General features: G+C 69.1%; 15 protein-coding genes. 5 read left to right on the top strand and 10 right to left on the bottom strand.

Annotation, left to right across the window (positions count from 1 at the left end):
• Nucleotides 1–16 precede the first annotated feature (16 nt).
• The 4 genes from DB31_RS05655 to DB31_RS05640 are packed head-to-tail and all read right to left on the bottom strand — an operon-like array spanning nt 17 to nt 5673.
• Entirely contained in the window at nt 17–1558 is a 1542-nt protein-coding gene (locus tag DB31_RS05655) for a hypothetical protein (protein WP_044183328.1), read from the bottom strand.
• 11 nt (nt 1559–1569) lie between these two features.
• The gene (locus DB31_RS05650) at nt 1570–2952 is read right to left on the bottom strand and encodes a DUF1501 domain-containing protein (RefSeq protein WP_044183325.1); all 1383 of its coding nucleotides are present in this window, start codon (nt 2950–2952) and stop codon (nt 1570–1572) included.
• Between the two features lie 22 nt (nt 2953–2974).
• Nucleotides 2975–3670, bottom strand: coding sequence for a hypothetical protein (locus DB31_RS05645; protein WP_044183321.1), 696 nt, complete (start codon nt 3668–3670; stop codon nt 2975–2977).
• A complete protein-coding gene (locus DB31_RS05640; protein WP_044183318.1) occupies nt 3670–5673 on the bottom strand; it encodes a DUF1585 domain-containing protein in 2004 nt (667 codons plus the stop codon). Before DB31_RS05640 ends, DB31_RS05645 begins: the two co-directional genes overlap by 1 nt.
• Before the next feature lie 158 nt (nt 5674–5831).
• On the opposite strand from DB31_RS05640, the gene DB31_RS05635 reads away from it, so the two are divergent.
• Nucleotides 5832–6395, top strand: coding sequence for a DUF420 domain-containing protein (locus tag DB31_RS05635; protein ID WP_044183315.1), 564 nt, complete (start codon nt 5832–5834; stop codon nt 6393–6395).
• A gap of 6 nt (nt 6396–6401) precedes the next feature.
• Here the strand turns inward: DB31_RS05635 and DB31_RS05630 are convergent, their stop codons facing one another.
• Entirely contained in the window at nt 6402–7046 is a 645-nt protein-coding gene (locus tag DB31_RS05630; RefSeq protein WP_240486542.1) for a biliverdin-producing heme oxygenase, read from the bottom strand.
• 74 nt (nt 7047–7120) lie between these two features.
• Between DB31_RS05630 and DB31_RS49570 the strand changes: the two genes are divergently transcribed.
• Nucleotides 7121–8842, top strand: coding sequence for a sensor histidine kinase (locus DB31_RS49570; RefSeq protein ID WP_169787012.1), 1722 nt, complete (start codon nt 7121–7123; stop codon nt 8840–8842).
• A gap of 86 nt (nt 8843–8928) precedes the next feature.
• On the opposite strand, the gene DB31_RS05620 is transcribed toward DB31_RS49570, so the two are convergent.
• From DB31_RS05620 to DB31_RS05610, 3 genes are all read right to left on the bottom strand, one after another.
• Nucleotides 8929–11484: a S8 family peptidase gene (locus tag DB31_RS05620; protein ID WP_044183306.1), complete on the bottom strand. Its 2556-nt coding sequence runs from the start codon at nt 11482–11484 to the stop codon at nt 8929–8931.
• 72 nt (nt 11485–11556) lie between these two features.
• A complete protein-coding gene (locus DB31_RS05615; protein WP_044183988.1) occupies nt 11557–15885 on the bottom strand; it encodes a DEAD/DEAH box helicase in 4329 nt (1442 codons plus the stop codon).
• Between the two features lie 98 nt (nt 15886–15983).
• Nucleotides 15984–16373 carry a hypothetical protein gene (locus tag DB31_RS05610; protein WP_044183303.1) on the bottom strand — a complete coding sequence of 130 codons (390 nt, stop codon included), beginning with the start codon at nt 16371–16373 and terminating at the stop codon, nt 15984–15986.
• A gap of 620 nt (nt 16374–16993) precedes the next feature.
• Between DB31_RS05610 and DB31_RS05605 the strand changes: the two genes are divergently transcribed.
• Complete coding sequence (locus DB31_RS05605) at nt 16994–17392, top strand: YciI family protein (RefSeq protein ID WP_044183299.1); 399 nt, start codon at nt 16994–16996, stop codon at nt 17390–17392.
• On the top strand, nt 17389–18648 hold the full coding sequence (locus tag DB31_RS05600) for an RNA polymerase sigma factor (RefSeq protein WP_044183296.1): 1260 nt from the start codon (nt 17389–17391) through the stop codon (nt 18646–18648). Before DB31_RS05605 ends, DB31_RS05600 begins: the two co-directional genes overlap by 4 nt.
• Nucleotides 18649–18668: 20 nt before the next feature.
• Here DB31_RS05600 and DB31_RS05595 read toward each other — a convergent pair whose 3' ends face one another.
• Complete coding sequence (locus DB31_RS05595; RefSeq protein ID WP_044183293.1) at nt 18669–19253, bottom strand: DUF2378 family protein; 585 nt, start codon at nt 19251–19253, stop codon at nt 18669–18671.
• Between the two features lie 192 nt (nt 19254–19445).
• Between DB31_RS05595 and DB31_RS05590 the strand changes: the two genes are divergently transcribed.
• Nucleotides 19446–20396, top strand: a complete 951-nt coding sequence (locus DB31_RS05590; protein ID WP_044183290.1) for a PLP-dependent cysteine synthase family protein — start codon at nt 19446–19448, stop codon at nt 20394–20396.
• A gap of 18 nt (nt 20397–20414) precedes the next feature.
• On the opposite strand, the gene DB31_RS05585 is transcribed toward DB31_RS05590, so the two are convergent.
• A complete protein-coding gene (locus DB31_RS05585) occupies nt 20415–21938 on the bottom strand; it encodes a hypothetical protein (protein WP_157231843.1) in 1524 nt (507 codons plus the stop codon).
• Between the last annotated feature and the right edge of the window lie 99 nt (nt 21939–22037).

The following is a 22037-nucleotide window of genomic DNA, read 5'->3' as shown; positions in this document are numbered from 1 at the left end:
AACCTCGGAGGTGAGCTCAGGGCTGGGTGCCAGCGGCAACCCACCGCTGGATGAGGGAGATCAGCTGGGGATCCAAGGGACCGTCGGCGGGCATGCGCTGGTCGCGCACCGCGGCGGAGATGAGATCGGCGTTCTGCTTCCACAGCTCATACGTGGAGAGCGGCCGGCCGGGACCCGAGACGTGGCACTTGGCGCAGCGGGACTCGTAGATGGGGCGGATGTCCTTCTCGAAGCCCACCTGGATGGGAGAGAGGGGCTGGAAGTCGAAGTGCACCGTGCGCCGGGCCTCCGTGCCATCCAGCAAGCGCGCCACCACCTCGAGCGAGTTCACGCCCGGCTCCAGCGCCGCGAATGAGAAGGGCCGCGCCGACCCGTCCTTCTCCAGCCCACCCAGGCTGTACTCGGGCGCCTCCACCACCTGCTCCGTGCCGCCGATGCGGAACAGAATCGTCGGCGAGTCGGTGCCCGCGGGCGGCACCGCGCGGATGATGAGGCCATCCTCCACCACGCGCGCGCTCTGATTCAGCCCGACCACGCGGGGAGCCGGGGCGCGGCTGATCGCCACCGAGTCCGCGCCGAGCTGCGCCCAGGCGCACCCACTCTCATCGGCCGCCAGGAAGCGGAACTCGCGGGTGTCCACGCCCGTGGCCACGCCCCACTTGCCTGCGTCCGCGTCATACGAGAGCAGCTGATCGCTGGACTTCACCCAGAGGAAGCGCCCGGAGCCCAGCAGCTGCACCGGCCGCTGCGCGAACTCCACGCGCTTCCAGGCCTTGTCCTTGTGCCGCAGCAGCCGCTCCGAGGTGAGCACCCACAGCTCCGCGCTCTGCTCCTTGCCGGGAAGCAGCGACGCGATGGACACCAGCGTCTCCTTCTCCTCGAGCGCCAGGGCCGCCGGGCGCACCTGGAACACGTTGGGCGCCGTGGCCACGGCCACATGCAGCGCCCCGTTGCGCAGCATCCACACGCCGGGGGCTCCGTCCTCTGCGGGAGCGACCGCCAGCTGGGTGATGCCCTCGAGCGCCGCACCGCTCACCTTGAGCGCGGAGAGCTGCCCGTCCACCAACCGGTACAGGCCGGAAGTATGCGCCAGCCACACCGCTCCGTCCGCGCCCTGCGCCGTGGCCTTCGTCCCCGGCCCGAGTGCATCCCGCCACGGCGGGGCGATCAGCCAGCCCGCGTCGGCCAGGAACAGGCCCGTGGCCGTCTCCACCAGCGCGGTGCGAGGCCCCATCCGGAAGGCCGCGCTCGCGGTGCCAGGAGCCACGGTGTTCCCCGGGTGGCTTTCCAGCTGGGCCTGGGTGCCGTCCAGCCGCAGCCGCACGGCCTTCCCCGCCGCGGAGATGAAGACGCCTCCGCCCGTCTGGTCCGCGAAACCCGTGCCCGAGGCCAGCGCCATGGGCGAGCGGATCTGCGTAGGCTGGAAGGCCGTCGCCTGCGGGCGCTCCAGCTCCAGCGAAGAGGAAGAAGAGCCACCGCACGCGGCAGCCAGGAGGAGGAGAAGAGCGGGCGCAACAGTCCCACCCTTCCCCCAGACGCACAGGAGAGGAGTCTTCATTGGCTGTGACTTCAGGCCAGGATCGGCTGCAGGGGCGACACGCGGGTGATGCTGTAGTCCAGCTTCGCAGAGGCGAGGACGGTGGCGATGATGTGCTCGGGGAGGATGTTCTCTCCGGTGGCGGACGCCGCGCCGTTGCGCAGGTCGAACGTGCCCGGCCCCATGCCGATGTCACCGCTCGCCCCGAACACGTAGTTGTGCTTCACGCCCGCGCCCATCAGCATGCAGCTGTTGCTGATGTGGTGGTCGCGGCCGCCGCTGGCGTTGATGAGCGGCGTGCGGGAGAACTCGGAGAACACCAGGATGGTGGTGTGGTCCATGAAGTTGCCGCCCGCCGGGTGCGCCGTGCCCCGCAAGTCATCCACCAGCATGGCCAGCGCGTCGAAGCCGCGGCGCTGGTTGTTGGCGTGCGTCAGCTGCGTGCCGAAGTGCGTGTCCAGGCCGCCCGCCAGGTTGATGGAGACGCACTGGCTGATGCCCTTCTTGAGCGCCGTGGCCACCAGCGCCGCGCGGCCCGCCTCGTTGTCGTAGGGGCCCGCGGCCGCCAGGCCGTACTTCTGGCGCACCTCGGCGTTCTCCGCCAGCTCGAACCGGAACGAGTTGTCCAGCCGGCTGGAGAGCACCGTCTGCATCTGGTCCTGGCTGTTGGAGTACGTGGCGCCCACGCCGCGCGTGCCGTAGGCCGCCGCCTCGCAGGAGATGGGCTGCCCGCGGAAGTCCACCAGCTGCCGCTCCAGCTCACTGTCCAGCTGCTTGGTGCTGGGCGACAGCGTCAGCAGCAGGTCCGTGGAGCGGCTCACCCGCAGCGCGTTGGCGTAGCCAGGGTAGCGGTCGTTGTACGTCTCGATGTTGTAGGCCACGGACGGAATCGGCACCGCCGGGTGCAGCTGGCCCACAATCTCCGTCGCCGTGGACGAGCCGCGCGCCGCGCTGCCGATGGGACGCTTGCCCGTGAGGAAGTAGCGGAAGCCCACCTCGTGGCCCAGCGTCGTCATGTTGATGCCGCGCACCACGGTCATCAAATCGAAGTGGTCCGCCAGCCGGCCCACCGCGGGCCCGAACGCGATGTTCGAGCGCACGTTGTTCTTCTCGGGGATGACGGGCACCCCCGAGTAGCGCGAGTCGTTGATGAGGCTGTAGCCCGGGAGGATGCGCGTCTCGGACACGCGCTCCGGGGTGAACTCGGCCGGATCCTTCGGGTCGAAGGCCAGGAGCTGATCCCAGCCGCCGGAGAAGTAGGCGAAGACGAAGCAGCGATCGGCCGGCGCCAGGTTGGTCGCCTGGGCAAAGGCGCGGAAGGGGATGCCCCCGAAGAGGGTGGCACCCATGAAGCCAGCGGCCGCCTTGAGGAACGTGCGGCGCCCGGAGTTGGGAGTGTTCGGGTTCTTCTTCATGGCAAGTGTCCCCGGGTGCGTATCAGTAGGTGAGGAAGCGCGAGTCCGTCATCATCGCGATGCACATGGCCGCGAAGGCCTGGTCACGCTTCTTGATGGTCTCCGCGCGGGCGGCGGCCTGGGTGAAGAAGTTCTTCCACTTCGGAAGCTCCTCGCCCGACAGCGGCGCGCCCCAGAAGCGGGTGGACAGGTAGGTGAGCAGCTCCGTCACCTGCGCGTCGCTGAGCTGCGTCAGGTTGCCCGCCGTCCCAGTCAGCGTGGGGACGGTGCGGGTGAGCACCCGGGCGTTCGGGTCCGTGACGGTCAGCTCGGCGGTGGCCTGCGCCATGCACACGTCACGCGCGCCATCCTCGAGGAACTTGGCGAACACGAGGTTGGCCTCGGTGTTCTCCGTGGAGACGTTGGCGAAGTCCGCCTTGCCCAGCGAGGGGGCCACATCGGCCAGGTCCACGCAGGAGGACGGGGCGTTGGCAGGACACTCCCAGCCGCGGCCCACCACGGTGCGGATGGAGGTGTCCAGCTGGGCCACGGTGATGCGGCGAGGAGCACGGCCCACGGAGCCTTCCTGCATCTCCGGGTCCGGCAGCGGCGTCACCGTGCCGTGGGGGTTGGGGACAGGCTCCAGCTGCCCGTCCAGGGGCGGGGGCAGGGGCTTGTCCTCGGACTTGGAGCAAGCGGGTGCGAGCGCGATGAGCGCGAGGGCGACGAGGCGGCGCATCAGTCGATCCTCCGGTAGGCGTCGGTCGTCACCAGCTTCTGGATGAGCGACTTGAGGCTGTGGTTGTGGGCAGAGAAGTCTTCCGAAAGCTCCTGCAGGTACAGCCGCTGCTCTTCCGCCGTCATCGGCCGGCCGAGGAACTCGCTCCAGACGCGCTTCACGGCGCAGCGCTCCAGGTCTCCGGTCTGCAGCATGCGCCGCACCAGGAGCTGCGGGCCGCCGGCGATGTTCGCCTCCTCGTCCGCCGTCCGGTACAGGTACGTCTTGAGCATGCCCAGCGAGGCGGCGCCGTCACCGTCATACGCCTGCATCACGTACTGGCTGCACTCGCCGCCGCAGTTGGTGTCGCCGGCCAGCGCGCAGTCACGGCACTTGGGATCAAACCGGGGGAACTTCTCCTCCGTGAGGAAGAGCGAGTTGCGCTCGTCGAAGCGGCCCCAGTGGGCGCCGGTGGGCTCGATGGTGGCGTGGCAGTAGTTGCAGCCGCAGCGGCGGGCCAGGTTGTTCTCGCGGTTGCAGTTGTCCTCGGGCGGAGGCAGCGGGTCCGAGGACGGGACGAACGTCTTGCAGAGGAAGGCCTCGTAGAAGTGGTTCACGCGGGCGCGCTGCGTGGGGAAGCGGTACAGGAACGAAGGCGTGGTGAGCACGCCGGAGTGCTGCGGATCCCGCGTGTACTCCGTCCAGGTGCTCGCCTGCGCGTAGGGCACCGACGGCACCACGTCCGGGTTGGCCGGCGAGGTGATGGTGAAGATGCCCACGCCCTGCTGCTGCCGGTACATCTCGGACAGCGTGCCGTTCACGAACGAGCGGCGCGTGGTGAGGATGTTGAAGTAGGGCTCATCGTGGCGGACCACCGAGTCCGTGATGAGCTCCTGCTCCTTGTTGATGGCGTCCACGCGCGCGGTGTGCACGGCGGTCACCTCGCAGCGGCGCATGTCCTTGCCGCAGCCGCAGCTCCGGTCGCTCCGGAAGCGCGTCGTCTCGCAGGACTCCATCGTCCACGGGTTGGAGGGGCGCTCCTGCGCCTCGATGGCGCACACCGTCACCTGAGCCGACGGGTCCGTGGCGAAGAAGGGCCCGCTCCTGGTGACGAAGCCCTCGCGCTGGAAGCAGCCGCGCTGGGGCACCCAGGCCCCCTTGATGCCGTTGCGCAGCGTCAGGTCCAGCGTGCAGCGGTCCAGCCGCGTCAGCGAGGTGCCCGAGGGCGGGTTCGGGTGGACGAAGGCCACCACCTTGCCCCCGGAGTCCAGCTCCTCCTGCGTCAGCGCGACCGTGGTGTTCTTTGCGGGGTCCGGCAAGCACAGGTGCGGGTGGAGCTTGTTGTCGCTCAGCCGCCGCATGTCGCAGAAGTACAGGTACTTGGCCGCGATGGCGCCCTTGCTGACGGCCACGGTGCAGTCGGTGATGGTGGTGTCCGTCGAGTCCAGCCGGTTGCACGCGTAGTAGCTGGTGGTGTCGTAGTCGTAGCTGACCGGCAGCGGCACGCCCTGCTCGTCACGGCACACCTTGTTGGCCGGTTCCGCGTGCGGATCCTGCTTCTGGGAGTTGCAGGTGTCCTGCGGAATAAAGGCGTCACAGCCCTGGTTGTTGTTGCCGCGCAGGGAGCTGCTGGTGGTGTTGCGGAAGCCGTACGGGTTGTTCACCGTCGTGCCGGCAGCGATGGCGCCGGTGCCTGTCAGGCGCGTGTCACCGTTGTCGAACACGCTGGCGTTGATGTTCGAGCGCAGCAGCGCGCGGTGGTAGCCGCGCATGCGCTCGTAGAAGCCCTCCGAGTCCATCATCTGCTGGATGTCCTCGGCGGTGATGGAGCCCTTGGCCTGGAAGGCGCGGTACTCCTCGATGGTGGGAGGACGGCCGAGCAGGTCCAGGGAGAGCTGGCGCAGGTGCCGCTCCAGAGGAACCTTGTCTACGACCGAGCACACCGCTTCCTCGGCAGAGGCAGGAGCGGCCTGAAGAAGGGCAAAGGCCGCCAAGGCGGCCAAGAAGTGTCGTACGCGAGGCACAGGGACCTCCGGGGGGGTACTGGGTGATTCCGGACACGTGTTATGCCCGGATTTCCGATCTTTAGCCAGTCCCCCTTCACACACAGTGGAGGTAGCCTCACCCCCTACCCCCCGGTGAGCAGTTGCAAGTGTGCGAGGTTCCAGACATTCAGAGACCCATGTCGACCGCGAGCCAAGCCCCTACATCCCGTGTGAGTGATCGAACCTTCTACGTCTTCACGGGCGTTGTGTCGGCGGCGGCCCTGGCATTGCTGGCGTGGCTGCTGCTGATCCGGCGCGGGGGCGCGGAGGGCGTGGATCTGCGGTTCATGCCCGCGGTGAACGCGAGCCTGAACGCGCTGGCGGCGAGCCTGTTGGTGGCCGGGTGGGTGGCCATCAGGAAGGGCGCGCGGCGGCTGCACCAGTACCTGATGGTGTCCACGTTCGCGGCGTCATCGCTGTTCCTGGTGGGGTACCTGGCGTACCACTACGTGCACGGGGACACGAAGTACGCGGGGACGGGGGCAATGAAGGCGGTGTACCTGCTCATCCTCGCCACGCACGTGCTGCTGTCCATGCCGGTGCTGCCGCTGGCACTGACGGCCTTCTACTTCGCGTGGAAGCAGGACTTCCGGCGGCACCGCAAGGTGACGCGGTGGCTGGCGCCCATCTGGATCTACGTCTCGGTGACGGGCGTGGTGGTGTTCTTCATGCTGCGTGGCAGCCTGCCGGCCTCGCCGTAGGCCGGCTCAAGGCTCCAGCGTGGCCTCCGAGGCCTCCTTCTGGAGCCAGCGTCCGAAGGCATCGAAGGTGTCCTTGGCGGACTGAACGGCGCGTGAGTCGAAGTCCTCGGAGGCAGCAGCCTCGGAGGCGCGGGTGACGGCCTCGCCGAAGGCCTTCCACATGGGGCCCACGTCCTCGTCATAGGCGCGGAAGAAGGCGAACTCGCCCGCGGGGATGCCCTCGAAGTGGCGCCGAAGGTGGCGGAGGATGAGCTGGCCCCCGAGCGTGGCCCCCTCCAGGACGTAGAAGCCGCCGAGTGCCTCGGGCAGGCCCGTGAGCGGCGGCAGCCAGGTGGCCTGGGGCAGGCTCGCGAGGGATGCTGCGTCATGCCCCAGCGAGCGCAGGTCTCTCGCGAGCAGCGGGAGCTTCCACCGCTCAGAGGCGCGCAACTCAGGGACGAGGCCGGAGAGCTGTCGAGCCAGCCGGGCTTCGAGCGGGCCATAGAAGCCGTAGAGCGCCTCCAGGTGGTGGCGGTAGTGCTCGAGGGTGAGGCCGGGGTCCATCAAGCGGACGGTGCGCTCCGCGCGCTCGTGGTGGGGACGCGTCTCGGCCTTGAGACGCTGGAGAAGATTTCGCGGCTCGGTGTGCAAAGCCCCCAGAAGATGATGCAAGTTCTGGGCGGAGGGAACCTGCCTCCAGCGCAAGTGTCCACCACCCATCTTGTGCTGGAGGCCCTTCTCTCCTAATGCCTGTCTCCATGTCGATCCGCACCAAGGTCCTGCTGTTCGCGGGGGTGGCGTTCGGTCTCGTGGCCGCCGCGGGGATCGTGCTGCACCGCAATGCCTCGAGCGCGCAGGAGCTCCGCGCGCGCATCGCGGTGGTGGATCAGCAACTGCGCCTCTATTCCGGGATGCAGCCCCAGGCATGGAACTATCTGGCACACCTGCTCCAGGCGGGACGTCTGGGAATGGACTCGCGCGCACTGCTCCGGGACTACGAGCAACTGCTCAACGAGAACCTTCTCAACCTGCAGGAGGGCCTGCGCGAGGAGCAGCAGTGGAAAGACACTCCAGGCAATGCCCGTCAATCCCAGCTCATCGAGAACCTCATTGACGCCCAGCGCCAATGGGCCCGAGGCGTAGAGGTGGTGCTCCGGCCGGTGACGCTCCCCGCCAACTCCTCCAACAGCGCCTGGTGGGAGCTGTTCTCCACCTATGAGCAAGGGGTGAGGCCTCACCTCGACAACGCCGCAGCCGCCCAGCGGGAGCGGAAGCAGCTGCTCCAGGCCCAGATGGACGAGCACCTCGAGAATGAGCAGGTGCTGAGTGGCGTCCTGCCGCTTTTGGTGGGCCTGGTGCTAGGCCCGCTGGCCGCGTTCCTCCTGGCGCCCCTGCTGCGTGAGTTGCGCGAGCTGCACACCACCGCCGAGCGCATCCGCCAGGGAGATTTCTCCGCCGAGCTCCCCGCCGAGCGCCAGGACGAGCTGGGCTCGCTCGCGCACGCCCTCAACCGGATGGCGCAGGAGCTGAGGGATTCCCTGCGCGAGAAGGAGCGCATGCTCCAGGCCCAGGCCGAGGCCGCTGAGCGCGAGCGCCGCGAGGAGGCCGAGATCGCCGCGAGAGACCTTCACCGCTACAACGCGGCCCTGGAGCACATGGTGCGCGCGCGCACCGGAGAGCTCGAGAACGCCAACATCCAGTTGGCCTCCAGCCTGCGGCAGCTCCAGAGCATGCAGGCGCAGCTCATCTTCAATGACCGCCTGGCCTCCATGGGCAAGCTGGCCGCGGGCGTGGGCCACGAGATCAACAACCCGCTGGCCTACGTCATCAGCAACCTCAACTTCCTCCACAAGGAGCTGAACCGCACCCAAGGGGCTCCCTCGCAGGAGGACTTCCAGGAGCTGCTGACGGCCGTCACGGATGCCAAGGAGGGCGCCGAGCGTGTGCGCGTCATCGTCCAGGATCTCAAGACGCTCTCGCGCCCGGACGACGCCCAGAACGGACGGGCGGACCTGAAGACCGTGGTGCACGCCGCGGTGAAGATTGCCTCACACGAGATCCGCCGCCGCGCCCGCCTCGTGGCGGAGCTGGGCGAGGACGTGCCCCCCGTGCAGGGCAATGCCTCGCGCCTGGGCCAGGTGTTCCTCAACCTGCTCATCAACGCCGCCCATGCCATTCCCGAGGGGCAGGTGGAGGAGAACGAGATCCGCGTCTCCACCCGGCAGGACACGCCCGAGTTCATCGTGGTGGAGATCCGCGACACCGGGTGCGGAATTCCTCCAGAGAACCTGGACCGCATCTTCGATCCGTTCTTCACCACGAAGCCCGTGGGCGAGGGCACCGGCCTGGGACTCGCCATGGTCCACAGCATCATCACCACGCTCGGCGGCACCATCACGGTGGAGAGCGAGGTGGACCGGGGCACCACGTTCCGCCTCAACCTCCCCGCCGCCAAGGCGTTGACCTGAGCCGCCTCCCCCACTTCAGGCCCTGAAACGGCAAGGGGCGCCGGGTGAAACACCCGACGCCCCTGCCCTGCTCCCTCAGCGTGCCGCTACTGGCAGTAGCCGTTGGCCCGGCACGCGGGGGTGGAGCCGCAGATGTTGTAGGCGTTGCAGTTCGGCAGGCACTGTCCGCCCCCCGCCGAATCGTCGTAGCAGACGTAGCTGGTGCGGCAGTTGCTCTGTCCCAGGCTCGGCCCCGAGCAACTCTGGATGCAGACCCGGGCGTCGGAGGCCTGGTCCACGACGTAGCACTTGGAGCCCGCGGGGCAGGACTGCGTGTTGCAGTCGCGCGTGCAGTAGCCGCCGGGGTAGCTCAGCACGCACCGGCCGCCATCCGGGCAGTCCGCGTTGCTCGTGCAGGGGCTGCCCACCACCAGCGCGGGCGAGTCGTCGATGGGGGCCAGCGGCACCAAGTCATAGCTGATGCCCGTGATCGTCTGCTGCGCCGCCAGCGGGATGGGCTCGAAGTCGTCCACGTTCCGCCAGAAGCCCGTGCGCTCGCCGTCCTCGAAGAACTCGCCGTCGTTGTCGTCGTCGATCGTCGCGAGCGTGTAGTACGTCCTCGCCGACAACTTGATGCTGTACTGGTAGCCCGTCGACGCCTCGACGACCGCGACCGCATTGTCGTCCACCTTCCACTCGCCGAGCGAGTTCTGGTACGCGAACGCGATGAACGCGTCCTGATCCTCCGCCAGGCCCACGCGGATCTTCACCGCCACCGTCGCCGTGCCCACGGCCGCGTTCGAGTTCGCATCCGTCCCCGTGAGGGTGAGCGTCGCCGAGTAGTCCCCGTTGGCGAGCCCCCCCGTGTTCACGCCCACGTCCAGCGTTTGGGTGCGGAAGGCAGGGATGGTCACGGTGGTGGTAGAGAGCGTCACCGCGGAGGCCTGAGTCCCCGACTTCGCCAGCGTCACCTTCAGAGAACCTCCGCCCAGGTTGGAGAGGAGCACCTGCTGCGTGCCACCGTTGCGGAAGGACAGCAGCGAGGTGGTGACGCCCAGCTTCGGCGGGTCGTTGGGGTTGCCACTCAGCGCCTTGAGCGCCGCCTGCGCGTTCACCAGGCCCGCGCCACAGCCCTGGGAGCACTGGCTGCTGGGGCTGGCCGTGGCCTTCAAGATGTTCTCCGCCTGCGCCATCGTCAGGTTCTGGCCCTGGTCAGCGCTCACGGCGGCCATCAGCGCCACCACACCCGACACGTGCGGCGTGGCCATGCTGGTGCCCTGGTTGAAGACGTAGGCCGGCTGCTTGTTGTCATCCAGCGCGGTGGAGAGCACGCCGTCCGCGTACCCGTCGCCGTTGAGGTCCTCGCGCATCTCGCCGCCCGCCGCCATCACATCCACCGGCGCGCCGTAGTTGGAGAAGCTGCTGCGCTTGCCCGCGAAGTTCGTCGAGCCCACGCAGATGACGTTCTGCTGGTTGCACGGCGTGGAGTTGGCCGCGTCCGTGTTCTCGTTGCCCGCGGCGATGACGAAGATGGCCCCGGCCGGCACGCGCGCGTCGATGACATCCTGGTACGTCCGCGACGGAGCCGAGGCGCCGCCGAGGCTCATGTTGACGACCTTGGCGGGCGTGGGGTTGGCCGGCAAGCCCGGCACGCTGCCGCCCGTGGCCCACGTCATGGCAGCGGCGATGTCCGCGCTGGTTCCACCCTGCTTGCCCAGCACGCGCACCGGCATGATGCGCGCCGTCCAAGTAACGCCCGCCACGCCGCTGGTGTTGTCCGTGGCCGCGCCGATGGTGCCCGCCACGTGCGAGCCGTGCCACGAGGAGCCACCCCCCGGCTCGTCGCCGCCCATGTCGGTGGGATCCGAGTCACGGCCGTTCCCATCCCCCGCGTTGGACACGTCGCTGACCATGTCGTAGCCCGCGACGATGCGCGGGGTGAGGTCCGGGTGGGAGACGATGCCCGTGTCGAGCACGGCCACCGTCACGGTGCTGCCGCCCGTGCTCACGTCCCAGGCGGCCGGGAGGTTCAGCGCCGAGTAATGCCACTGCAGCGAGTACACCTTGTCGTTCGGCGTGCGGAACGGGTACATGCGCAGGTTCTTCTCGGTGAAGCGCACGCCGGGCACCTGCGCCAGCTGCGACACCAGCTGGCCCGTCTCCTCCACCGTGAGCGCGTGGCCATCGAGCGCCTCGAAGCCCACCAGGTGCAGGTACTCGCTGGAGTAGCCCTTGTGCGTCACTCGGTAGCCGGGCACCTGGACCTGCTCCAGGGCCCGCTGCGCGCTCACCCCCGCCTGCTCGAAGCGGACGATGACGTCACCGATGATGGTGGGATCCCCCGCAGGCAGCCGCTTGAGCGGCGGAGGCCCCGGAGGCGTCGGGATGACCGGGAAGTCCGGCTGCGAGACATCCAGCGAGGCCTTCTGCTGCTTCAGCCGCTGCTGCTGCGCGCGTGCACGCTGGAGAGCTCGGGAGAGCTCGGCGGCCCCTTGGCCTTGGAGCAGGGCCGGGCGCGACGCCGTGGAGCCCACGGAGCTGGAGCCCAGGAATGGAGTCAGCTTGCCCTGGACGCGACCCTCGTCGGTCGGAAGCGGCTCTTCGCCCGTGTCTTCAGGACAGCCCGTGAGTAACAACAACCCCAGGATGAGCAGACGGCGCATCGGCGTTCCCCTCGCTGTGACGGGGACACCCTAGCAGCCCTGGAGGCGCCGCGCGCCCTCTTCCCGCCTCGCTCAGCTCGCGGCCGCTTCGCCCTCGGGAGCCTCGGGCCCCTCGTCCTCGTCCTCGGCGAGCGCGTCGACGCCCTGGGGAATGCCATCTATCCAGGTGACAACGTTTCCCACCGTGGCGGGCACGCGCGGCCCTGGCGTCACCACGCCCGTGAGGTTGAGCGGATCCACCGCCGACAACTGCACCCGCACACCCGAGGGCGCCTGGCGCCGCACCGCCCGCGCCATGTCCACCGCCTCGGGGAGCGCGAACTGCTCGCCCACGAAGCCCGAGACGAAGCGCCCGCCGCGCACCTCTCCGCGCGCCTCCATGCGGCGGTAGATGAACAGCAGCTCGCGCCAGCTGGGCGCCAGTGCCTCGCGCATCGCCAGGTCTCTCCAGATGATGCCGTAGCGCTGGAGGAACAGGCGCGCGCGCTGCTCGAGCACCTCGTCGGCAGGCTTCGGCTCGGAGGGAACCAGCAGGCTCCAGCGCCCCGGACCGCCGCGCTGCAGCAGCTTCTGGCGGCGGCGCTGGGCCGGACTCTGAAGCACCCGCAGGTTCTGCACCGCGTCCGCGGTGACGAGCCCCCGAGCCACCAGCTCCCAGAGCGCATCCTCCACCTCGGCGGGCAGCCGGCGGGCGCGAGACGCGAGATCATTGAAGAAGCACGCCCCGCGCTGCTCCAGCACGTTCACCACGTCCCTCGCGGCGGCGGACAGGTCCGGCGGCAGCCACACGCCCCCGTCCGAGAACACCGCGTCCGGCCGGGCGGCAGCCAGCATCCAGTCGAGGTTCTCTCGGCGGGTGAAGGTGAGGCTCGCGTTGCGCGTGGGCTGAGGCGCACGGGGACGCGGGGCCTCCGGCTCCACGGGAGCGCCCCGGCGAGGCCCCGGCGGCGGACGCGCGTCCTTCACCGTCAGCCGTCCCCAGGCGACCTCACCGGCGTAGCAGGCGCGCTCCAACAGCTCGCCCGTGTAGCCCTTCATGCGCGAGGGCAGCAGGAAGCGCTCCCACGCCGAGGCGGGCGCCTCATAGCCCTGCAGCAGGGTGATGGCCTTGAGCAGGCCGGTGGAGCCTCGCAGTGCGTCCACCTCCTCCAGGTGGTGCCACCGGAAGAGGAAGCGCATGAAGTCCTGTGCGCTGAGCGGCTCGATCTCCTTGCGCAGCCGGCCCACGGTGAGCCGGTGGATGCGCTGGAGCAGGCGCCGATCGCACCACTCCAGGGGCACGGGCTCGCCCGGGGCACGAGGCTCGGTGGGCGCGCGGAACTGGCCGCGCAGGATACCGCCCGTGCTCTCGAGGGCGTGCAGGGCGATGTTGATCTCCCCCTCGTCCAGCAGCGTCAGCCGCGCGAGCTCGCCCGCGGTGGTGGGCCCGAGCATCTCCATATACCCGCGCACCACCTGGAGCACCGCCGCGTCCCGCTCCATGGGCTTGTCGCCCTCCAGCAGCGGCAGCTCCGGCTGAGTCGCCACCTCGGGGAAAAGCGCCCGGACGGCAGTGCCACGCTCGGCGGGGACCAGGAAGCGTCCGCCCGGAAGCTCCAGCCACGCCACACGGCCCTGCGCGAAGAGCGGCGCATCCAGCCCCCGAGGCACTTCCGAGGACCGCAGCAGCACCAACTGCAGCAGCGCATCGTGCAGCTCGTCCGCGTCGCGCATGGGGGGCGCCGCGTCCTCCACCACCTGGGCGATGGCTCCGGCGTCGAGCGCCCCGAAGGCCGCCGCATCCTCGGCGGGCATGGCCCGGCGCAGCGCCACATTGCGCACCCGCCGCTCCTCCGCTGGCGCGTCGTCCAGGAAGGTGTACGGCATGCTGTTGATCATCTGGTGGGCGAAGACGCTGGGCTCCGGCACATCACGGGCCTCCAGGCGGATGCGCCCATCCTTGATGCGGCGGAGCACCTCGCGCAGGCCGTCGATGTCCATGGCCTCGCGCAGACAGTCCTCCATTGTCTGCTTCACCAGCGGATGGCCCGGCAGCTCGATGTCGCCACCGCCGTGGTTGTCCTGGCAGCCCACCTGCGCGGGGAAGACGGCGGCCAGCAGGTCCTCACTCCGGGCGCGCTGGAGGTTGGGGGCCACGCGCTTGCCGCCGGAGAAGCGGTTGAGCGCCAGCGAGCGCGTCGCATTCCACCGGAAGCGGGTGCCAAAGATGGGGGCCTGGAGCACGGCCTGCACCAGCACCTCCTCCACGTTGTCCGGGTGGAGGAACTCGAAGATGTCGCCCAGCGGGAAGGAGTGCTGCTCGCCCAGGGAGAGCAGGAGACCGTCCTCGGTGGCAGCGGCCTGCAGCTCGAAGTCGAAGGAGCGGCAGAAGCGCTTGCGCAGGGCCAGGCCCCACGCGCGGTTGATGCGGCTACCGAAGGGCGCGTGGATGATGAGCTGCATGCCGCCCGCCTCGTCGAAGAAGCGCTCGGCCACCACGGTGGTGTGGCTGGGAATCACGCCGCCTAGCATCTTCTGTCCCAGGCGCAGGTAGCCCAGCAGCGCGTCCGTCGCGGGGGCGGGCACCTGCAGCTGCTTCTGGAGGAAGGCTGCGGGGTCATCGTGCCGCAGCAACTCCTCGCGCAGGCGGCCCACCTGGAGGGACAGCTCGTCGGTGCGGCCAGGGGCCTCGCCGCGCCAGAAGGGCACCGTGGGGGGAGCGCCCTTCGCGTCCTCCACCTGCACGGTGCTGCCCGTCACGCGCTGGATGCGCCACGCCGTGGAGCCCAGCAGGAAGATGTCGCCGGGGGAGGACTCCACCGCGAAGTCCTCGTCGAGCTGGCCGACAATCTTTCCCTCGGGCTCGGCGGTGACGGAGAAGGAGAAGGTGTCGGGGATGGCACCGCCATTGGTCAGCGCGGTGATGCGCACGCCGCGGCGTCCCTTCAGCTTGTGGTTCACCCGGTCGCGGTGCAGGTGCACGCCGCTGCGGCCCCGGCGCAGGGAGATGCCCTCCGAGAGCGTCTCCACTACGGACTGGTACTCCTCCCACGTGAGGTCCCGGTACGGGTAGGCGCGCTGGAAGACGGAGAACAGGGCACGCTCGTCCCACTCCTCGCAGGCGCAGGCGGCGACGATCTGCTGCGCGAGCACATCCATGGGCTTCTCGGGGATGCGCACCGCGTCCAGCTCGCCCTCGCGCACGGCGTTGAGCAGCGCGACGCACTCGACCAGCTCGTCGCGGGTCATCGCGAAGAGGAGGCCCTTGGAGATGCCACCTTTATAGTGGCCGGCGCGGCCCACGCGCTGGAGCAGCACGGAGATGGCCTTCGTGGTGCCCAACTGGACCACGAGGTCCACGTTGCCCACGTCGATGCCGAGCTCCAGCGAGGCGGTGGCCACCATCGCCACGAGCTGGCCGCTCTTGAGCCGCTCCTCGGCGGAGAGGCGAATCTCTCGCGACATGCTGCCGTGGTGGGCCGCGACCTTGTGCTTGCCCAGGCGCTCGCCGAGGTCATGCGCCACGCGCTCGGCCATCTTGCGCGTGTTGACGAAGATGAGCGTGGTGCGGTGCTCCGAGGTCAGCTGCACCAATCGGTCGTAGATCTGGCCCCACATCTCGTGCGAGGCGATGGAGCTCAGCTCTGCGTCGGGAATCTCGACGGTGAGGTCCCAGGGACGCACGTGGCCCACTTCGACGCGCTTGCACTCTTGGAGGGTGGCGCCGGTGAGGAAGCCAGCGATCCGGTCCAGCGGCTTCTGGGTAGCGGACAGGCCGATGAGCTGAGGGCGCACCTCGGTGAGGACCTTGAGCCGCTCCAGGGAGAGCGTGAAGTGGCTGCCGCGCTTGTCGCGGGCGAGGGCGTGGATCTCGTCCACGATGACGGTGTGGACGGCGCGCAGGGTGGCGCGGGCGCGATCGGCGGTGAGGTAGAGGTAGAGCGACTCCGGCGTGGTGATGAGGATGTGCGGCGGGCGCTTGATCATCTGCGCGCGCTCGGAGGCGGAGGTGTCACCGGTGCGCACCTGGACGCGCAGGTCCTGGGGCGAGTAGCCCTCGGCACGGGCCCGGGTGAGCAGCTCCTCGAGCGGCTGCAGGAGGTTCTTCTGCACGTCGTTGCCCAGGGCCTTGAGGGGCGACACGTACAGCACCTGCGTCTGGTCCCGGAGCGTGCCTTCGAGCGCCTGGCGGAACAACCCATCGAGTGCGGCCAGGAAGGCGGTCAGCGTCTTACCGCTGCCGGTGGGGGCGGCGATGAGGACGTCATGCCCCGCTTGAATGAGCGGCCAGCCCTCGACCTGGGGCTGCGAGGGCTCGCCCAGCCGCTCCGCGAACCACCGGCGCACCACCGGATGGAAGGGCATCAACGAGGGGTGAGCCGCCTGAGCGGCGTGGAAATCAATGGAGATCTGCGGAGCCATGGCGCACCCGTAGCCTGAACACAGGTACAGCACGCCGTCAATGCGCGCCACGCCTACCTGTTGGATCCCCTAGCAGGGCATGAAGCTGCCTTGGGGACCTACACGGACCGGGACTTTCGGCGAGGCGTGGATCTCTTGCGAGAAGCGGCCGGGCGAGACCGCTGAGTACCCGCTGGTTTCGCTCCAGGCAGAACCTCGGAGTTCTCCTCGAAGAACGTGCGGACGAAGGTCATCGCATTCATCAGCGAATCCACAGGCCCCATGCCGAAGATCGGCTTGATCCGAGGCTGGGTGTAGCCCTCGATCAGGACCGGGCAGTACCAGAGCTGATGCTCGGGGTAGTGCACTGGCCGCCCCACCATGAGCCGAGAGAAGCGCTTCTGCCCCTTGGGAGTGACGTACTCCCAGCAATCCTCCGCGATCGGGTCCTCAATCCGGCTCAGCTTCGGGCGCCAAGCCTCGTCCTGCGGCACGGATCGCGACTTCATGGTTCCCTCGGAGGACCAAAGGTGGCCCGGCAGAACACGATGCATGCGGCCTTCCCCGCGTAGCATGAGCCAAAGCACATGGCCTTGATCTTCTGCTGACGCTTCGTCCTTCCCGGAAGTCTCGCGCAGAAGGTCTCCATCGCCTCACTCCCGGCTTGGCACGCCTGAATGCACGCCAAGGACTTCCAAGGGTCCGCAGTAACTTCGGCCTCGCCTGGCTCCGGAGCAGGTAAAGGGTCCAGACAAATATCTGGATTGAGTTCGCAGAACGAGAACCCCCTCGTATGTCCCTCAGTTGGCAGTGGTGTGGCTGGGCCAGAAGCCGGTGCTGTTTGGTAGAGCGTTCCTCCACGAACACCGGGCTTGACCGCACATCCCCAGCCCGTGAGCACCAACAATGGTAGGAGGGCGATAAGCCTCGGCATTTGAGCGAATTTATCAGCCTCAACCTCCGATGAGGAGCCCTGCCCCGCCGCCAACATCAATCATTCCAGGCACTTGCGCGAGCTCGGAAAAAATGTCGAAAGAGCGCGTCGCCGATGTCGAGAACCGCTTTTGGGCTCCGACTCCTCGGTGAACGCACGCTCCACGCTGGAGCGCCCGTCAATAAGGAGCCACCCATGAAGTACATGCTGATGATGAACCACCCTGGCAATGGGCCGTACCAGATCGCCAGCTGGCCCAAGAAGGACCTCCAGGCCCATATCGCCTTCATGATGCAGTTCTCCAAGAAGCTCACCGAGTCGGGCGAGCTCGTTGCCGGCGAGGGCCTCTCCGGCCCCGAGCAGGCCAAGCGCGTGCGCGCCGGCAAGGACGGCAAGCCCATCACCGACGGCGTCTTCCCCGAGTCCAAGGAGTTCCTCGCCGGCTTCTGGATCATCGACGTCGACTCCCCCGAGCGCGCCTACGCCATCGCCGCCGAGGCCTCTGCCGCCCCCGGCCCCGGCGGTGAGCCCCTCAACATGTCCATCGAAGTGCGCCTCGTCCCGAGCGGCCCGCCCAAAGACCTGATCGGATGAACCCCTCCCTGGACACCCGCACCCTGCACCTGTTGCGCGACCTCGCGCCGCAGGTGCTGGGCGCCGTCATCCGCCGGTTCCGCGACTTCGCCGCTTCGGAAGACGCGGTCCAGGAGGCCCTCATCGCCGCCACCACCCAGTGGCCGCGCGAGGGCCTCCCCGACAATCCGCGCGCATGGCTCATCCAGGTCGCCTCCCGCCGCATCACCGATCAGGTCCGCGCCGAGGCCGCCCGCCGACACCGCGAGCAGCTCGTGGTCAGCCTCGTGCCTCCCGAGGAACAGCTCGCCCTCGCCGCCGATGAGGCCGGCGCCACCGAGCGCGATGACACCCTCGACCTGCTCTTCATGTGCTGCCACCCCACGCTCTCGCCCTCCTCCGCCATCGCCCTCACGCTTCGCGCCGTCGGCGGCCTGACGACCTTCGAGATCGCCAAGGCCTTCCTCGTGCCCGAGGCCACCCTGGCGCAGCGAATCAGCCGCGCCAAGCAGACCATCAAGTCCTCCGGCGTCCCCTTCCAGCAGCCCACCCCCGAGGAGCGCACCGCACGCCTCGGCGCCGTGATGCACGTGCTGTATCTCATCTTCAACGAGGGCTACACCGCCTCATCGGGCCCCGAGCTCCACCGCAGCGATCTCTCCAACGAGGCCATCCGCCTCACGCGCATGCTCCACCGCCTCGTCCCCGGCGATGCCGAAATCGAGGGGCTCCTCGCGATCATGCTCCTCACCGACGCCCGGCGTGCCGCGCGAACCGGCCCCTCCGGCGAGCTCATCCCGCTTGACGAGCAGGACCGGAGCCTCTGGGACCGCAGTGCCATTGCCGAGGGCGTGGCGCTCGTCACCACCGCGCTGTCACGGGGCGCCGTCGGCCCCTATCAACTGCAGGCCGCCATCGCCGCCGTGCACGACGAGGCGCCCAGCACCGAGGCCACGGACTGGGCGGAGATCCTCGCGCTGTACGAAGTGCTGCAGCGCATGTCCGACAACCCGATGGTGACGCTCAACTGCGCCATCGCCACGGCGATGGTGCACGGTCCAGCCGCGGGCCTCGAGCGGCTCGATGCGCTCTCAGAGGATCCCCGCCTCGAAGGCCACCACCGCCTGGACGCGGTGCGCGCGCACCTGCTGGAGCGGGCCGGAGACCTCGAAGGCGCCATCACGCACTACCGGCGCGCCGCGGAGCGCACCACGAGCCTGTCGGAGCGCAACTACCTCCTGACGCACGCCGCCCGGCTCAGCGAGACTCCGACGTAGGAGCCACGCTCCCGCCACGCTCACCCCGCAGCAGCAACGACCGGGCGCCGGGAGGCGACCTCCCAGGTGATGCGGAAGGTGGCGGAGATGCCGTCGAACGCCACGGGCTCCACGTGAATCTCCGCGGCCCCCGAGCCCCGCAGCGTCTCCGCCACGAAGCCACAGGCGAAGAACGGATTGTCCGCGGACACGTTCTTCATCCAGAGCGTGGCCTCGCGGTTGCCCAGCTCCTTCACGCGGGCCTCGTTGAAGTTGTTGCCCGCGCGAGCGCCATGGGTGACGCGCTCCAGCGTGCCCCGAGGCCCCAGGTGCGCGATGAGGGCCATGCTCGCGCGGCCCACCGCCGTCTGCCGGTAGCCTTGCACGTAGCGCTCGCCCAGCCCGAAGTAGGCGGCATCAGGCGAAGCCCTGGGGAACACATCCGGCGCGGCCACGCGCAGGAAGGTTCGCCACTGCTCCAGCGAGTAGGAGGGCCGCAGCGGCTCGGAGAGATCCAACCCCACGCCACGCAGCAAGCGCCGTCCCTCGGACGTCAGATGCGGTCCGAGCGACCGGACGAAGAGGGCCTCCACGGATTGAGCGAAGACGAGCTTTTCGTTCGGCATGCCCAACAGAGTGGCGGTCTTCCCTGAAAGAAGCGACAGGCTCCGCGCCCATTGGTTGGCTGGTGGAAGCTCCGGTCGCACCCTGGCCGGAATGACAGCCAGGAAAGCGGGCGTTCTGTCCGCTAGGAGTCATCTGGGGCCCTCCCCGGGACGCAGGCTTTCGAGGTATGTGGAACGGAACCCGAGCCCCTCATGAACCCTCGCGCCCCTTGTCGCCCCCTGCCCGCCGATGGCCGCTTCATCCAGGCCATTGGCCCCACGCCGCTGGTGCCCGTCCGCCTGCAGGAGGAGGGGCCCACCATCTGGTGCAAGCTGGAGTTCCTCAACCCGAGCGGCTCCACCAAGGACCGCATCGCCCGCTACATGCTGGAGAAGGCGTGGCGGCTGGGCGAGCTGTGCCCCGGCGGCGAGGTGGTGGAGGCCTCGAGCGGCTCGACGAGCATCGCGCTGGCGCTGGCCTCGGCGCAGATGGGGTTGAAGTTCACCGCCGTCATGCCGGAGGGCGTCACGGATGAGCGCGTGCTCACCATCCGCGCCTATGGCGGCGATGTGGTGCTGGTGCCTCGGGGCGAGGGCATCCGGGCCGCCATCCAGCGCGCGGCGGAGTTCTCCCAGGAGCGCAAGGCCTTCGCGCCGCGCCAGTTCGAGAACCCGGACAACGCCGAGGCGCACCGGGTGTGGACGGGGCAGGAGATCCTCTCGCAGGTGCCGGGCGGGCTCGTGCACGGCGTGGTGAGCGGCGTGGGCACGGGTGGCACGGTGGTGGGCCTGTACCAGGCGTTCGCGGAGGCAGGCTGCCCGGTGACGCCGTTCGTGGCCAAGCCCATCTCCGGCATGGGCAGCGACATGGAGTGCTGCAGCTTCAGCTCGCGCGTGCCGGGCGTGGTGGATGGGCTGTCGCTGCTGTACCGGCAGGCGGACCTGCCGGGGCTGGTGGAGCTGAACGTCTCGGACGAGGTGGCCATGCGCACCGCCCGGGCGCTCATCAAGCGCGGCTTCCCGGTGGGGCCTTCGTCGGGCCTCAACTACGCGGCGGCAGTGGAAGCCGCCAAGCGCCTGGGGCCCGGCGCTCAGGTGGTGACGGTGTTCCCTGACCGCATGGAGCGCTACTTCTCCACCGAGCTCATCCAGCCCAAGAGCTGAGGCGCTCTCAACCCTGCCTCACTCTTCCCGGGCACTGCCGAGCGTGCCCAGACCGAGGCGCGCGTCATACGCCTCGAAGGTACGCGAGAGGCGCTGGCGGTATTTCTCCGGGTACGCCCACCACCGGCTCTCGAAGTGGAACAGGGACGTCATCGTCGCCACCACGGAGAGCACCGCCACCGCCGCGAAGACCGGGGGTGAGAGGAGCCGCTTCACGCCCCGCTCCGCTCCAGCCCGGCGCAGGTACGCCGCGAGGAACCAGATGCCCAATGGCAGGAACTCCGCCGTGAACCGGTACGCCAACCAGTAGTAGGCCAGGATGAGCAGACCCTGCGCCGCGAACGGAAGCGCCCAGAGCATCCACCCCCTGCGCTCTCCCGGCCTGCCTGGGAGCAGCAGTCCGCCCACGAGCGCCACCACCAGCCACGGCGAGACGAGCAGCGGCGAGATGAGCAACGTGGACAGGTCTCGGTAGAGCTCCGGCCGGAAGACCGCCGGATTCGAGAACGTCAGGAACGGCACCCCGAGGCGGAAGTTCTCCAGCGAGATACGGAAGTACGCCAGGGCACCGCTCGGGATGCGACTCCAGTGGAACGGGCTGTCCACACCCTGTGGCTTCGAGGGAGACTCGTACGCGGCGAAGGGCGCGAACTCGAACGGCGAGCCGAAGCGCGCGTGGTTGTACCAGAGGTGGAAGAGGCCCGCCGCGACCGCTGGGAGCAACGCCAGCGCCACCCATCCCGCCGCCGTGAACAAAGGCTGCCGCTCCCGCCGCACCTGGAGAATGAGCCGCCGCAGCGCGAGCCCCGAGACGAGCGCGTAGAGCGGCAGGCCGAACGTCACCCGCGAGAGGAATGCCACGCCCGCAGCCACCGAGAGCAGCGCAAGGCTCCGCCAAGCTCCCGCGTCATCCCGCAGCACGCCGAGCATGAAGAACACACCCCACAGCGCGGCGCACAGGCCCCAGAGAATGGCCTCGTGGTACAGGTTCGCGAGCGAACCCAGGAGAACGAGCACCGAGCCCAGCCCCACGGCGGCCACCGTCGCGAAGAACAGGACCGCGCGCCCGCGTGCCCCGAGCCGCTCGTTCTCGCCGAGCTGCCGCCGGGTGATGGCGACCACGACTCCCAGGCAGAGCACCACCGCGAGGAACCCCGAGAGCCTCGACCAGAGCCCGTACCGCCCGGGCATGAGCGCGTCCGGCAGCATCCGCAGCAGCGCGGGGAACGGCCCAAAGTACATGAACGTGCGGCCTCCCACGCTCCAGGCCTCCCACTGGATGTCCTCGCGAGGCACTTCCGCCGAGCCCTCACGGAGGCTGCGCGCCAGCGCGTCGTACGCGCTGCTCAGCGCCTCGCGCTCGTCCCAGGAGAACGTCCCCCTCGTCACGATCCACGCCAGGAAGACCACCAGCCCGGACAGTGTCACGAAGGAAGGAAGCCGGGGAACCTCCGCCAGCTTCCGCGAGGGCACCAGCATCAGGGTCGCCACGAAGCACGCGGCCATCGCCACGGGGGGCGTCGACACCCAGGCCAGCAGCATGCCCAGCCCCAGATACGGAACGAGGGACCCCAGACTGGCTCTGTTGCTGGAGAGGGCGGGTTCGAGAGACTCCAAGACAGCCACGGCCCATACCACGAG

Source organism: Hyalangium minutum, assembly GCF_000737315.1.
GTDB lineage: Bacteria > Myxococcota > Myxococcia > Myxococcales > Myxococcaceae > Hyalangium > Hyalangium minutum.
Note: the sequence above shows the minus strand (reverse complement) of the source record. Positions and strands in the feature narration are given on the sequence as shown.

Coding starts and splice junctions, on each gene's coding strand:
- DB31_RS05650 (WP_044183325.1), bottom strand. CDS start 2,952: ATGAAGAAGAACCCGAACACTCCCAACTCCGGGCGCCGCACGTTCCTC.
- DB31_RS05655 (WP_044183328.1), bottom strand. CDS start 1,558: ATGAAGACTCCTCTCCTGTGCGTCTGGGGGAAGGGTGGGACTGTTGCG.
- DB31_RS05645 (WP_044183321.1), bottom strand. CDS start 3,670: ATGCGCCGCCTCGTCGCCCTCGCGCTCATCGCGCTCGCACCCGCTTGC.
- DB31_RS49570 (WP_169787012.1), top strand. CDS start 7,121: ATGCCTGTCTCCATGTCGATCCGCACCAAGGTCCTGCTGTTCGCGGGG.
- DB31_RS05600 (WP_044183296.1), top strand. CDS start 17,389: ATGAACCCCTCCCTGGACACCCGCACCCTGCACCTGTTGCGCGACCTC.
- DB31_RS05605 (WP_044183299.1), top strand. CDS start 16,994: ATGAAGTACATGCTGATGATGAACCACCCTGGCAATGGGCCGTACCAG.
- DB31_RS05635 (WP_044183315.1), top strand. CDS start 5,832: ATGTCGACCGCGAGCCAAGCCCCTACATCCCGTGTGAGTGATCGAACC.
- DB31_RS05595 (WP_044183293.1), bottom strand. CDS start 19,253: ATGCCGAACGAAAAGCTCGTCTTCGCTCAATCCGTGGAGGCCCTCTTC.
- DB31_RS05620 (WP_044183306.1), bottom strand. CDS start 11,484: ATGCGCCGTCTGCTCATCCTGGGGTTGTTGTTACTCACGGGCTGTCCT.
- DB31_RS05585 (WP_157231843.1), bottom strand. CDS start 21,938: ATGCTGCTGGCCTGGGTGTCGACGCCCCCCGTGGCGATGGCCGCGTGC.
- DB31_RS05610 (WP_044183303.1), bottom strand. CDS start 16,373: ATGAAGTCGCGATCCGTGCCGCAGGACGAGGCTTGGCGCCCGAAGCTG.
- DB31_RS05615 (WP_044183988.1), bottom strand. CDS start 15,885: ATGGCTCCGCAGATCTCCATTGATTTCCACGCCGCTCAGGCGGCTCAC.
- DB31_RS05590 (WP_044183290.1), top strand. CDS start 19,446: ATGAACCCTCGCGCCCCTTGTCGCCCCCTGCCCGCCGATGGCCGCTTC.